A 14,756-nucleotide genomic window follows, 5' to 3' on the forward strand; every position below is an offset into this window, starting at 1 on the left:
GGGCTCATGTTAAATTTTTTAAAGAGAGAAAAGATCAGTGACCAAGACCGAATCGCACTGGTTGAAGAATATATTGATCTTTACGGAAAAGGGATGACGAATTTTGCTTATACATATTTACATGATTGGGGCGAGGCGGAGGAAATTGTTCAGGAAGTTTTTCTGACAGTCTATGAAAAAATTTCTACCTTTAAGGGCGGCTCTTCTATTAAAACATGGTTGTATAGCATAACGGCGAATCGATGTAAGGATTTGCTCCGTAGCAGTTATAAAAAGAGAACTGTAATAACGGACAAAATCCATTTATTTATGGGTGGTACGGTTTACTCCTCCGAGGAGCAGTTTTCCATGACAGTGGATTCTATGCAATTGGCGAAGTCCGTTTTATCCTTACCGGTCAAATACCGAGAGGTCATTATCCTTTATTATTATGATGAAATGAATACAAAGGAAATCAGTCAGTTGCTCAGTATAAACAATTCGACGATTCGGAGCCGTTTGCAAAGGGGAAGAAATCTTTTGAAGGAAAGGTTGGAAGGAGGAGAAGGATGTGAATCAGTCTGAGAAGTCGATTAAAGAAGCATTGGAACAGGAAATATTTCAAAATAGTCCGTTTGATGCTAGTAGTAAAAAGCGAATCTTGCAACATATCGAAAATAAAAGAGGGAGTACAAGCTGGAGTCCATTTCAAAGGCTGATACCTCTTGTTTTGTCCTTTGCAGTATCGATAGGAATCGTGTTCGCAATCGGATCATTCGTTTACGGAAAACTCTCCGGAGACCCTCAAGTTATCCCACATAGTGCTGAAATGCAAAATGAAGAAGGGCCAGGAACAGCTGCTGAAGATAAGAATTTAGTACAGTCTCAAGAAAAGACGTTCCAGACATACGGGATTGACCCAGCAACTGTGGGGGCAGCAGTCTATGCTGATTTATCAGGTTTTTATCCTTTGACGGAGAAGCCGTTTGCGACACATCATAATTTCCCACTCATTGATTTGAGCTATACAGAGATAACGGAAACTAAGTTTTTAATGACCGGCAGCGAAATTGAGAGTGTTCATCAAAAGTTCCCTGAAGTGAGTGTTTGGGTACCCGCAGGGATTTATTATAATGATGAGCTGATCCAAGTTGCTGTTGTTGTTGGATCAGAAAGTGATCTCGCTCATAAAGAGGAAATTACCAAGGAATTTCAAAAGCTTTATCCAAATATCTCGATTGCCATTATTTATTCTAACGTTGTTGCGGAAACATCTGACCAACACATTCTTGTCCCGTACTCATTCGGTTATGGGCTGAACGACTATACGTATGTCCAAGATCTTGTTACTGCTACGTATTCGGATAATGTAGAGACCACATTGGATCTCGCAAAAACGAATCAACAATTTGTGGATAAAACAAATTCCCTTGGTGCAAATGATTTATCGGATACGGAAAGAGCCTATAAAACATTGACGTTTGGCGGGTACTTTTTGAATCCGCCGGATCAATTTAATACTCAAGGAAATGAAAAAAAGTTATTAGCTGGCCATCTGGGAATTTTCTCGGAAATCCCATTAAATCGAGCGGGACAAGAAGAAGCTGTCCGCCAACTAATCGCCGAAATAGAAAATTATTATGAAACATCGGATTTTGGCTTAGTAGTCAATTACCACTTGAATCCGCTCTATTTAAATGGAAAAAGCGAAGAAGAATACGGTGGCTGGACGATCGGATATAAAATGCCCAATCATCCGGAAATCTACATACGCCATTTTGAAGGGGAAGATATTTATGCGCCTTAAAGTAAGAAAAGAACGTAGGACAAAAAGTCTTTCGTTCTTTTCTTTGTAAGACTAAGATCGAGTTACTGTTTGTTGAAATATATCCGCGATCAATAGTTTTGTCGTCTGTTTATTTTCATATCCCATCCAGTAGTACTTCAAGCTGTCTAGCAGTTGTTGACGAGTTGCTTTTCGGATACCAAGGTCCGCTAAACTACGATAGGTTGAGTGGATTTGTTGATAAAGTCGATAGTTTAAAGGTTCTGTTCCCGCTTTGAAACTCGTTTTTTCTGCTGCTTCTGCGTTAGCAGGTATAGAAAGTGTATTTTCACGTAGTGCCTTTTGCTGTTTGAAAGATGTTAAGAAATCAATTAGTAATTGTCCGGCCTCTTTTTGACTGGAATGCTGATTTAAGGCAAGTCCAATCGTTAACAGTAATGTGCCAGGCTCATGGACATATGGAAGAGGGGCAAGATCAAAAGCAAAATCGACATCTTTTAATTCGTTTAAACCGAAATAAGTCGTCATCATAATTGAAATCTTGCCTAAAGCAAAAAGTTGCTCGACGGTTGTATCGGTATCTAATAAAAAAGCTGGCGGGATTTTTTGATTATGAATTAAAGTATGACATGCTTCTACTCCATCCATGAGGCGCTCTATATCTTTTTTTAGAAAAGCTTGGAAATTAACGCCGCTTTGTAATAAGAAAATCGGCCAACGATTTGTTGATGCTGGATAAAAGTAAAATGGATATTTTTGCTTCGTATGCAACTGATCTAAATAAGTGGAGAATTGTGCCCATGTTTGAGCCCATTCATCAAGTTCTTTTGATTGTACATGGTGTTGGTTATAACAGAAAACAACTGGCGAAAAGACAAATGGTTGGGCATAAACAGCTTCAGAATCTATAAAAGATGAATGCAAAAACGGATAGATTTCCGTTTTCATATTTTGCGGCGCAAGTAAGTCTTTTAGCTTTTCCTCACCTTCTGTAAGTTGCGAAAAATGGTTATCGTTAATAAACAAAACGTCTAGATGGTCATTCAATAAATAATGGGTGACGACTTCTTTGTAATTTCCGTAGGGAAGAGGAACTAGCTCTACTTGGATATCGTTATATTCTTTTTGAAAGGCTTCTAATTGATGAGCAAGATTAGCATCTCTCATTAAAGAGGAATAATAGCCTAAACGGATGATCGATTTGTTTCCAAGGACTTGTATACCAACACGAGGGATTTTTTTAATGAGTCCTTCACTCACCAGTTGGTCAAGTCCTTTTTGGATCGAATTTTTACTAAGATGATAGATTTCGCACAGCTGGTTAATAGATGGTAAATAATCTCCGTTTTGCAGTTTTCCAGACTGAATATCATGACGAATCGAAGTGAGCATTTTCCCCATTCGTTGATCGAAAATCATGCGGGTAGGTTTTTGTGACAAGTTCAATACGTCCTTTACAAAATGATTGACATTATTATACGTGAACTTGACGCGCCTGTCCAAATGGAAAAATAAGTCCAAATACTCAATAAATAACTAGTTGTATCACCTATAATAAAGGGTGTGATACAGATATGATACACATGTTTAGAATATTATGTAAATATTCAGGGCGTTTTTTGGAAACGCTAACAATGGTGAAACGTTCGATTGCATATTTGCACTGCCGAAATATTCCTACACCCTAGAATACATTTTGCTCCAGATGTATCATATCGAGAAATTGGACAAGGGGTGGAAGATATTGAGGGAAAAACGAAAGAAAGCCTTACTGATCAGCTATTGCATTGCGTTGATTTTAGGCATGTTTACAACATTACCAAGTATGTCATCGGCAGAAGAGGCAACTGAAAGAACAATCGATATTTATAATGGCGGATTTGAAGAGCCCGTTAAAATTCCTGGTTGGAATCCGGTCACGAATCATCTGGAAAGTACGTTGACTGTAAGCTCAGCCCAAGCTCTTTCCGGTACAAACAGTCTTCATTTCAATAATTCGAGTGCCGAAGAGCAGTTGCAAATTTCTAGTGAAAAAATTCCTTTGACAGCAGGACAAGACTATATTGCGAAAGCAAATGCTTATGTTGTGCAACAAACACATAGCCTTGGATATGAAATCCACTATTACAATGAAGCAGGTGAAAAAGTTGGTGCAGCTACATTTATAAATTTTGCTAAAGGGACTTTAAAAGCAAATGAATGGAATCAATTGGAAGTGCCTTTTACAATGCTAGAATCAGCAACGCATGTACAATTGCGTTTTAATTCGGGAAAGATTGCCGTCACGGAAGCGTATATTGATGACGTCTTAATCGAATCAGCTGAGAGAGAAGAAATCACTGTGCCGAATAATGGCTTTGAAGAAGCGGTTGAAATTCCTGGTTGGCGCCTTGTTACAACGAATACGGTCAGTGAAGTTGCTTTAGAAAGCGAAACAGTTCATTCGGGGACTAGCAGTCTTCATTTTAATAACTCTAGCAATGAAGAACAACTACAAGTGGCGAGTGAGAAAATTACCGTTACGGCAGGAACTAGCTATGAGGCAGTTGCGTCAGTCAATGTTGTGAAATTAACACATAGTTTAGGCTATGAAATTCACTTTTTTAATGATGCTAACGAAAAAGTTGGAAATGCTGAGTTCAAATTATTTAGGGAAGCTGATTTAGGGAAAAATCAATGGACGGAAATTCGGGTACCTTTCACTGTACCAGAGGGTGCTACACGAATTGAATTGCGTTTTAATTCGGGAAAAGTCGCTGTAACAGAAGCCTTTATTGACGATGTTGCTTTGAAAACTTCAGGTGAGGAAGAAGAACCACCTGTAACGGAGTACCCGACAGAAGTTACGAATCCTAGTTTTGAGGATGTGGGGGAAGCTAGTGTTATTCCGGGTTGGACAGTTGAGGGGGATCTTTTAGGAGTGAAGCTATCAACAGACCGAGCGAAGGAAGGGAAACAGAGTATTCATTTCCATGATACGTCTGATCAGGCAGGTTTGCGGATATGGAGTGATCCAGTTGCTGTTACACCTAAGAAGTCTTATTTGGCATCAGTGTTTGTCAATACAGTTTCACAGACTCATAACATCGTTTACGAAGTTTATTTTTACAATGGTGATGGTAAGCAAGTTGGTCATAAACAAGAACTTTTCGGGAATTTACCGAAAAACACATGGACTGATTTGAAAGTATTAGCGGAAGCCCCAGCTAATGCAGCATATGCACGATTAGTATTTTATTCAGGTGGGATAAGCTTGACGGAAGCATACTTTGATGAAGTGGCATTTGAGTTATTAGAAGAAGAAGAGCCTCTTGAAAGAGAGTATGCGCAGGCAAAAAAGCTTGGTCCGATGGTTCATGTACAGCTTGGGCAAGCGGGGAAAATCGGTGAAAATAGTCTTGGAGAAAACGAAATTTATTATCATTCGAATGGACTTCCAGGGACGTTTTCTGTATTAAATGCAGAAACAGGTGAGTTGAAATTTTCGCAAGTCATTCCAAATACAGAAGCAGTTTGGGCAATGACAATTGGCCCTGATAAAAATGTTTACTTTGCAGGTACAGCTGATGGAAAATTGTATCGCTATCTTCCTGAGTTGAAAAAGGTAGAGGAATTAGGTGCGAATCCTTCTGATACTTGGATTTGGGATTTGGAAGCAACAGAGGATGGTAAAATTTATGGCTCCACTTATCCGCATGCAAGTGTATTTGAATACGACATTGAGACAGGGCAATTCCGTGATTATGGAAGAGTTTCTGATACTGAAGAATACGCGCGCGGAATAGCGGTAAGTGATGAGTCCATTTACGTTGGAATCGGCTCGAAAAAACATTTGTACAAGGTTGATCGGCAATCAGGTGAAAAGGAAGAAATCATTATCGCCGGTCATTCTGGTGAGGATGGGTTTTTTGAAGATATTCATTTGATTAATGGGAAGCTTTTACTTTCCGTCGGTTCGATTAATATGTTAGTCGTTGATCCTGACGATTATTCGATTTTAAACACATTCCAATATAGCAATAACGTTTCACAACCAAACCCTAATAAGCCAAACATCATTTATTACAAGTTTCAGGAGAAATTTTATCAATACGATTTTGAGGCGAATGAATCGAAAGTGATCGAGAACTTGCCACTACTCCCTGATACAGTTCGTGTAAAAGATATGCAATGGCTGACGGTCGAAAATGGTGATACAGTACTTGCGATGATTACGCAATATGGAGAGTACATGCTTTATCACCCAGAAACAAACGATATGATGTTCATCAATTTGGACCTCGCTGCGACATCTGTTGCAATTCAAGCTTTGAAAACGGGCGAGGATGGCAATTTGTATATGGGCGGGTATCAAAGGGGGATGAGTATTTTTAACCCTTATACACAGGATGTTACAGTCAATTTATCAGCGTTTGCTCAACCAGAAGGAATTGGCTTTTTGAATGGCAAAGTTTATTACGGCACCTATGTAGGGGCGATTATGTATAGCTACGACCCGACGAAGCCTGTTGATTTAAATAACAATCCGAAGTTTGAATATGATATTACGGACCAGCAGGATCGTCCTTTTGCGATCACTTCCGGAGACGATAAACTGTTTGTCGGAACGGTGCCTGATTACGGCATACTCGGTGGGGTGCTCGCGATATACGACGAGAAAACAGATACATGGACTCAGCATCGTAATGTCGTGAAAGATCAAAGTATTATCGGACTTGTTTATCACAATGGCAAACTTTATGGCGGAACATCTGTCTGGGGCGGACTCGGAACAGATCCGAAAGCAACTGAAGCAAAAATGTTCGTTTGGGATGTTGAGAAGGGTGAAAAAATCGCGGAATTCACACCTGAAATTCCGGGAATCGATAAAACTCCACGAATGATCGGTGATTTATCAATCGGTCCTGATGGCAATTTGTGGGGAGCAGTCGAAGGAACTATTTTCAAAATGGATCCAGACACATATGAAATTTTAGCAAGTAAAACGATTCAGCCAAGCTTATATAATTCTAGCAAATGGTTCCCATATCGCTTGGAGTGGGGCCCAGATGGTATGTTGTATACAACTTTATCACGCAAATTGATCGTGATTGACCCTGAAAGCTTGAACTATAAAGTGCTTGAGGATCAGTTTATGAATAATATGACAGTCGGCGTAAATGGCAGTATCTTTTATGCCCTCGGCGATGAGTTATTTGAAATTGAAGTGCCAGAAACGGATGCGACTTTATCGACTATTAAAGTTGGCGGCAAAGAAGTAAACGGATTTTCGCCAGGCATGCTGTCTTATACTGTTTCCTCCGACTCCGTAAAGGAAGTAGAAGTAGAAACAACCCAACTGGGGGCAGAATTTGAAATCTTAGACGAAGGGGATAAAACAGTTATCACAGTGACAGCAACTGATAAGAAATCCTCTCTCCAATATACAATTAAATGGGATGATGGCGAAGATCCAGGCGATCAAGAGATAACGGCTAAAAAGATTTTAGAAACGGTCGAGTCGCTCGAAGCAGAAGGTGAATTCAATGATGAACAATCCATTCGAACATTGAAACTTCATCTTACATCTGTATCCCAGTTTGAAAGTAAGGGAGACGATGTAAAAGTCGCTAAGCATATGGAAGCTTTTCTGCGATTACTTGAGCAATTACGAAAGAAAGGTTCTATTTCTGATCGGGCATTTTCTGAGTTAAAAGCTGAAGCTGAAACGATGCTAAAAAAATAGCAAATGAAAATCAGGCTTGCAAGTAAGCCTGATTTTTTTGCAATTAAGTATGAAAAATCCCCTATAAAAAGCAGTATATTACAAGAAACTACAATAATCATAATAGATTGACAACATCCTAGTCGAATTATAGTGCATCCGCCTGAGTGGAAACCGAGCAGTACTTCTTTCTTACATGAGCGCCATTTCATTTGCTAATAACTATTACGGATACTACAATAACTCTGAGTTAACTAAATGCCATATTTTAGAAGTGGGGATTATATAGTGAGAATTCAAAGCGAGAATCAGAAACTGATAAAGGCTGTAAGACAATTAGAACAAGCTAATTTGTTATCATCTGAATATACGAATTTTGAAATACTGCCTGTTCACAATCCTGATAGAGAAAATCTTTTTATTAAACGGCTAGATGATCAAATTGAGATCCATTACTCAAAGAAATCCTTATTTTTCCGCGGGTTATGTGTGCTATTACCGGAATTATTGGCAACTGGTCAGGAAGAAATAAAGGAATATGTAAAAATAGAGAGCTTGTCTTTTTCTTTGGAGGCCTCTCGTAATGCCGTAATGAAGCCGAATGTAGTTCAATATTTTATCCAATCATTAGCAGCAATGGGGTATACAACTTTGTATTTGTATACGGAAGATACATATGAAGTAGAGGGTTATCCATATTTTGGTTATTTGCGAGGCCGTTATACGAAAGATGAATTGCGTGAAATTGTTACTTATGCTGAGGATTATGGGATTGAAGTGATTCCGGCGATTCAGACTTTGGCTCATATTACCCAATTATTGCGTTGGCCAGCAATGGGAAATGTTCGTGATGATCAAAATACATTATTAATTGATGAATATGAGACATATCGATTGATTGAAGCGATGCTTAAAACAGTGAAGGAATGTTTCCCAGCTGGAAAGGTTCATCTTGGAATGGATGAAGCATATCAAGCAGGGCTTGGCCAATATTTAGAGCGCCATGGTTATGAAGATCGTTTTTCTTTAATTGCTCGTCATTTGCAAAAAGTCTTGGAATTGGTTGCTCAATATGAATTAGAGCCGATTATTTGGAGTGACTTTATTTATCGATTGTTGGATAAGGAGAATAAGCCTGGATTGTATCCCATCAATGCGGTGATTGATGAAGAAAAAGCGGCTCAATTACCTAGGAATTTAACATATGTTCATTGGGATTATGGCGGCGAAGATTTTCCGCGTTATGAAGAAGCGATTAAACGTCATTTGCAATTCACGAATTTAGATCATTATGTGTATGCAGGTGCTGCCCATATTTATGGAAGTATGAGTCCGAATCATGGGAAGTCGTATGGCTCAACGAGTGTAGGATTGCAAGCTGCTGCTAATATGCAGGTGAAACATGTGATGCTGACTACATGGGGAGATGACGGTCAAGAAATCAGCCATTGGCATGCGCTTCCTGTTATGTATGCATTTGCTAATCAAGTTTATAAAGGGGTGCCAAGTAGAGGGGCAGAACTAACGGCAGGATTTAACGAGTTATTTGGTCAAGGCAGCTATCAATTATTATACGGATTACGCAAGCTCGACGAAGTTGCAGGTGTGGAAGAGGGAAATTATTTTATGGCAAATCCTTCGAAATATCTGCTTTGGCAAGATCCTTTACTAGGAATTTATGACCAACATGTTGCCATTTACAATGAATCAGGTAATCTTGGCGATTATTATAGGAAACTTGCTCAAGAAATTCAGGACAGTTCCTTAACGGGCCAAGTAGCAATTTTTAATGAAATCAAAGAGCAGTATCGCGTATTGGCTGAGATTCTCGTTGAAAAAAGTGAGCTCGGCATCCATTTACGAGCGGCTTATATAAAGGATGATCTCATTACTTTAACTACTTATGCGAAAGAGATCCTGCCAGAACTAACAAATAAAGTTGAACAGTTACGTCTCATGCATCAAAAACTATGGATGGAAACGTACAAGCCAAATGGTTGGGAAACTTTGGATATTCGTTATGGCGGCTTGTTAGTTCGCCTTCAATCTACAATTAGCAGGCTGCAAGCTTATTTGACCGGAACGATTGCAGAAATACCCGAATTACAAGAAGAACGTTTGCTTTTTACAAAAGGAACAACACCTATGTCCATTAATTCAGCAAAATATGGAGATATTGCCAATATAGGTTATTATGCTTAAAGGTTGGAAATTCCCAACCTTTTTTGCTTGTTGAGATAAGAGAGATTGCTCCAGGCAGTTAAGGATAAGAAACTCAAAGCTACTAGGAAAATCATAATTGATAAGACAAGCTGCATTTTAATAATACGTAATTCATTGGAAACTACATAGCCAACTAAGAATATAGCATTGAAAATTAATTAATATTCTACTTTTGTCTATTTAGTGACATCTGCTCCGAACCTATTGCGGTATGTAAAGAACCATTGTATTATTAAGACATAGAAAGTTAGTGAAATAACTCACAATTAAACAAAAGATGAATTCATCCCCTAAGCGCACTAATATTTTTTTAATAAATTATGTGAATGATTTCACAAAAAACTTTTACATTATAAGGAGTGAGTGAAATGAAAAAATGGTATGAAAATCGTTGGGTAGCAATTGTTTGGGCTGCTTTAAGAATATGGTTAGGTGTTCAATGGTTAGAAGCTGGTTGGCATAAATTAGGTGCATTTGATGCAGGTGGCTTTTTACAAGGGGCGATCGCCAAAGCTGGCGGAGAAGCTCCAATCGTTCAAGGCTGGTATGCAGCATTCTTAGAAAACTTTGCCCTTCCAAACGTAGGAATTATTAACTTCCTAATCCCAGTTGGTGAAATTCTAGTAGGACTTGGACTTATTGTCGGAGCGTTAACAGTACCAGCTTTAATTGCTGGAGCTTTCATGAACTTGAACTTCTTGCTTGCAGGAACGATCAGCACAAACCCGACTTTACTAGCTATCGCAGTTATTCTCCTATTCGTACACAGAGGAACAGTCTACTATGGAGTGGATCACTTCGTAACATTGAATACTATTAAAAACTTTAAAAACACGAATTTCTTTAAGAAAATTCGTGGAGCAGGAGCTCATTAATAAATCAATGGGAATTGACTTTAAGAAGGTTGAAAGCAATAAACAAATTTCGTGGACCCCACTCCAAACTTGGAATGGGGTCGTGTTGTTTAACCTATAAATGGGTAGATTGTGATGTGGATCACACGGCTCACAATTATTATTATATATGATAAAATTAGATAGCTAAATGTTTTGATAGATGGGGGAAGTCAATTGAATACGTTCTATAATATTCTTGTTTTTATTCATATTTTTTCTGCGATCCTTGGTATGGGTCCAGGTTTCTTTTTAAATATTATCCCGCGGTCAGCAAAAACGATGTCAGAGTTAAGACATGCCTTCAAAATTAAGCATAACCTCCATATCGCTGTAATGGTGGGTGGAACGTTATTACTCGTTTCTGGTCTGTTGATGGGAAGCATAAATCCATATTTATTCAAAATGGGCTGGTATATTACAAGCTTGCTATTATTTCTTATCGGTCTTGCCATGGGCCCGCTTGTTTTATCCCCGATAACAAAACCGATGAAGGCGATATTAGCTTCTCATGAAGGAGAGGATATTCCAGAAGAATATTTGCGCCTAAATAAAAAACTGAATCTCTTTGAAAACATTGCTAATATATTGTTTTTAGTCATTATTGTTTTAATGATCTTAAAACCGTTTTAAAAGATGCCGCTCTATTGATGCAGAGTGGTATTTTTTTGTGAAAATTTTAGAGAAATATCCGATATTAGTAATAGGTAGTAAGGCCTTCATAAAAATTCGTGGAAGGATTGATTAATATATGAATATAGAACAAGTGCGAAGTGAGGATCGAAAAAGAAGAAATAGTCTTCTTGCCATTGCGAGCGGTTTAGCAACAGGATTTGGTCTAGTAGCAATGATTCTCATGAAAATGGATTTTGCTATTAGTATATCTTTAATTATCACCCTTATTTTACTAATTGTTTTTTATGTCTTAAGCAGGAAGATGAAGATAATCGAGCATATTTTTCCATATATCGCAATTACGCTCTTTTCTAGCACAGTATATGGAAGTATTATAGCTGGTGAAGTTAGTTTAGCTACCGTTGCTTTATCTTTTTTAGTATTAACTTTATCGGCAATTCCTGGTGTTTATGTTCCTTTTCTTTATGGATATGTTCTTAGTTCTATTGCAACTGGATATTGCTATATGAATTTTGAGGAGAAGATTGATGGAATCTTTTTGTTGGTCCATTTTCTATCAGGGGTTACACTCTTATTGATGGTCCGCCAAAGTAAGCGAGTTTTAATCCAAATGGAAGAGATGGCTACAGCTTCTGAAACTAAAATGCATGAGGAAGAAAATTTAGCAAACAAGCTTGATCATGCGATTTCAACAATAATTGGAAACTTAAAGCTTATCCGAGAAAATGCCAATCATTTTGAGACTTCTCAAAAAGAAATGCTTTCTGCTTTGTCGGAAGTAAGTAGTGGAAGTCAAAGTCAATCAGATCATATTACGTATATTGCTGAAAGTACGGATGCTACTAGTGATCTAGTTAAAAACATGAGAAGTAATGTAGAGCACCTCGTTACAGAGGCAAATAGAGGGGGAACAAAGGCAGTCAGTGGTGCAGGGAGAATGAATGATATGAAGGAAAATATCAACGACTTCACTGAATTTTTTAACGGCCTAAATGATACGTTCAATACGTTAACTGAAAAAATTGCTGAAACGAACTCATTTGCCAGCTCGATAAGAGAAATTACTGTACAGACAAATATGCTTTCTCTGAATGCGTCGATTGAAGCTGCAAGAGCTGGTGAGCATGGAAAAGGATTTGCCGTTGTTGCAGAAGAAATTCGAAAACTTTCAGAACTGACGGAAGCTACATTGAAAAAAATTGATGGCAATCTAGAAGAGGTTAATGCCTATAATGATGAGGCTGTGACAAAACTTCAAGAAGGACTTGGACAAATCAATGTTCAAGTTAATTTGACGAATGAATCGACCGCTGTCTTTACGGATATTGCAAATGATACGCAAAATCTACAAAAGAAATTGGAACAACTTTTACATGAGGTCGATCTTGTTTCCGAACATAGTGGAACGATCCAGGAACGCACAAATGAATTTGCTGCTATAGTGGAGGAAAGTAGTGCGGCTATTGGGGAATTCCGTACCTCTCTCATACAGCTTAGCGAGGAACAGAAAAAGACAACTCAATATATAAATGAGACACATGAAGAAGCATTGGCTATTAGGGAATAAGGAAGCTATGATCATAATGTAAATAGATTCCAATTATAGTATAATATGCCTAATGATATGATTCTGGCTATGATTTGAGGGGGAGCGCCATGGGAATCTTCCGTATGGTTGGTAAAGGAATTGGGACAGCAGGTGGTACGTTAATTGGCGGTTCCGTGAAAATAGCCGGGAAAGCAGTTGGCTCCCAATGGAAGGGTGCTGGTGATTGGATAGAGCAAGTTGGAGATGGAGTTCGCACAGCATCCAAAGTTTCTTTTGATAATGCAGGCCAATTTGTTGATGGTGCGCTCCAAGGAACGTATGGCCTTTTAAAAAAAGATGCGCACTCCAAACAAAAGGGATTAGAAGATATAAAGGATTCTGTTGAACGAACAGTGAAAGGAATAGGCTCTACAGTCAGTTATACAGTAAACAATGCGGGCCGCACTTGCCAAGGAATAGCCCAAGGTGATAAGGCTAAAATGACAGAGGGCTTAAAAAATGTTGGAAAAGTAGTAGCCGTGTCGAGCATCGCGATTGGTATTCTCGATTTATTGGACGGTGCAGACGGAGTTTCAGCTGAAGAAATTGACACACGTAATGCTGAATTAAATGGACTCACACATCCTGATACAGGAGTAGAATTCATAGAAAAAACAGTAACACTTCCTGATTCCAGTTTAGTCGAANTGTCGGAGCGTTAACAGTACCAGCTTTAATTGCTGGAGCTTTCATGAACTTGAACTTCTTGCTTGCAGGAACGATCAGCACAAACCCGACTTTACTAGCTATCGCAGTTATTCTCCTATTCGTACACAGAGGAACAGTCTACTATGGAGTGGATCACTTCGTAACATTGAATACTATTAAAAACTTTAAAAACACGAATTTCTTTAAGAAAATTCGTGGAGCAGGAGCTCATTAATAAATCAATGGGAATTGACTTTAAGAAGGTTGAAAGCAATAAACAAATTTCGTGGACCCCACTCCAAACTTGGAATGGGGTCGTGTTGTTTAACCTATAAATGGGTAGATTGTGATGTGGATCACACGGCTCACAATTATTATTATATATGATAAAATTAGATAGCTAAATGTTTTGATAGATGGGGGAAGTCAATTGAATACGTTCTATAATATTCTTGTTTTTATTCATATTTTTTCTGCGATCCTTGGTATGGGTCCAGGTTTCTTTTTAAATATTATCCCGCGGTCAGCAAAAACGATGTCAGAGTTAAGACATGCCTTCAAAATTAAGCATAACCTCCATATCGCTGTAATGGTGGGTGGAACGTTATTACTCGTTTCTGGTCTGTTGATGGGAAGCATAAATCCATATTTATTCAAAATGGGCTGGTATATTACAAGCTTGCTATTATTTCTTATCGGTCTTGCCATGGGCCCGCTTGTTTTATCCCCGATAACAAAACCGATGAAGGCGATATTAGCTTCTCATGAAGGAGAGGATATTCCAGAAGAATATTTGCGCCTAAATAAAAAACTGAATCTCTTTGAAAACATTGCTAATATATTGTTTTTAGTCATTATTGTTTTAATGATCTTAAAACCGTTTTAAAAGATGCCGCTCTATTGATGCAGAGTGGTATTTTTTTGTGAAAATTTTAGAGAAATATCCGATATTAGTAATAGGTAGTAAGGCCTTCATAAAAATTCGTGGAAGGATTGATTAATATATGAATATAGAACAAGTGCGAAGTGAGGATCGAAAAAGAAGAAATAGTCTTCTTGCCATTGCGAGCGGTTTAGCAACAGGATTTGGTCTAGTAGCAATGATTCTCATGAAAATGGATTTTGCTATTAGTATATCTTTAATTATCACCCTTATTTTACTAATTGTTTTTTATGTCTTAAGCAGGAAGATGAAGATAATCGAGCATATTTTTCCATATATCGCAATTACGCTCTTTTCTAGCACAGTATATGGAAGTATTATAGCTGGTGAAGTTAGTTTAGCTACCGTTGCTTTAT

9 protein-coding genes and 1 pseudogene are annotated in these 14,756 nt (G+C 38.2%); 9 read left to right on the forward strand and 1 reads right to left on the reverse strand.

The features are described from left to right. The first annotated feature begins 6 nt into the window (after positions 1 to 6). Positions 7 to 564 (forward strand): sigma-70 family RNA polymerase sigma factor, encoded by a 558-nt coding sequence (locus tag BN1243_RS17765; RefSeq protein WP_062109049.1) that lies wholly within the window; start codon positions 7 to 9, stop codon positions 562 to 564. Continuing rightward, the gene (locus tag BN1243_RS17770; RefSeq protein ID WP_062109051.1) at positions 551 to 1,786 is read left to right on the forward strand and encodes a hypothetical protein; all 1,236 of its coding nucleotides are present in this window, start codon (positions 551 to 553) and stop codon (positions 1,784 to 1,786) included. The genes BN1243_RS17765 and BN1243_RS17770 overlap by 14 nt, the downstream gene beginning before the upstream one ends. Before the next feature lie 51 nt (positions 1,787 to 1,837). Here BN1243_RS17770 and BN1243_RS17775 read toward each other — a convergent pair whose 3' ends face one another. After that, complete coding sequence (locus BN1243_RS17775) at positions 1,838 to 3,205, reverse strand: extracellular solute-binding protein (RefSeq protein ID WP_062109052.1); 1,368 nt, start codon at positions 3,203 to 3,205, stop codon at positions 1,838 to 1,840. Between the two features lie 304 nt (positions 3,206 to 3,509). Between BN1243_RS17775 and BN1243_RS17780 the strand changes: the two genes are divergently transcribed. The 7 genes and pseudogenes from BN1243_RS17780 to BN1243_RS17810 all read left to right on the forward strand — a co-directional run bounded on the left by BN1243_RS17780 (position 3,510) and on the right by BN1243_RS17810 (position 14,343). After that, positions 3,510 to 7,490, forward strand: a complete 3,981-nt coding sequence (locus tag BN1243_RS17780; protein ID WP_062109054.1) for a carbohydrate binding domain-containing protein — start codon at positions 3,510 to 3,512, stop codon at positions 7,488 to 7,490. 267 nt (positions 7,491 to 7,757) lie between these two features. Further along, the gene (locus tag BN1243_RS17785; RefSeq protein WP_062109056.1) at positions 7,758 to 9,671 is read left to right on the forward strand and encodes a beta-N-acetylhexosaminidase; all 1,914 of its coding nucleotides are present in this window, start codon (positions 7,758 to 7,760) and stop codon (positions 9,669 to 9,671) included. 389 nt (positions 9,672 to 10,060) lie between these two features. Further along, positions 10,061 to 10,567, forward strand: coding sequence for a DoxX family protein (locus BN1243_RS17790; protein WP_062109058.1), 507 nt, complete (start codon positions 10,061 to 10,063; stop codon positions 10,565 to 10,567). Positions 10,568 to 10,762: 195 nt separating this feature from the next. Then, positions 10,763 to 11,218: a DUF2269 family protein gene (locus tag BN1243_RS17795; protein WP_084782084.1), complete on the forward strand. Its 456-nt coding sequence runs from the start codon at positions 10,763 to 10,765 to the stop codon at positions 11,216 to 11,218. Positions 11,219 to 12,167: 949 nt separating this feature from the next. Next, complete coding sequence (locus BN1243_RS23100) at positions 12,168 to 12,788, forward strand: methyl-accepting chemotaxis protein (RefSeq protein ID WP_407638896.1); 621 nt, start codon at positions 12,168 to 12,170, stop codon at positions 12,786 to 12,788. Between the two features lie 670 nt (positions 12,789 to 13,458). Beyond that, positions 13,459 to 13,692: pseudogene (locus BN1243_RS22770) on the forward strand (Crp/Fnr family transcriptional regulator); the annotation flags it as partial. 195 nt (positions 13,693 to 13,887) lie between these two features. Further along, entirely contained in the window at positions 13,888 to 14,343 is a 456-nt protein-coding gene (locus tag BN1243_RS17810) for a DUF2269 family protein (RefSeq protein WP_084782084.1), read from the forward strand. Positions 14,344 to 14,756: the final 413 nt, after the last annotated feature.

Source organism: Bacillus niameyensis (assembly GCF_001375535.1).
Lineage (GTDB): Bacteria > Bacillota > Bacilli > Bacillales > Bacillaceae_C > Lederbergia > Lederbergia niameyensis.

Excerpts from the sequence above, each read along its gene's own strand:
- BN1243_RS17765 (WP_062109049.1), top strand. The coding sequence starts at position 7 with ATGTTAAATTTTTTAAAGAGAGAAAAGATCAGTGACCAAGACCGAATC.
- BN1243_RS17790 (WP_062109058.1), top strand. The coding sequence starts at position 10,061 with ATGAAAAAATGGTATGAAAATCGTTGGGTAGCAATTGTTTGGGCTGCT.
- BN1243_RS23100 (WP_407638896.1), top strand. The coding sequence starts at position 12,168 with ATGAAGGAAAATATCAACGACTTCACTGAATTTTTTAACGGCCTAAAT.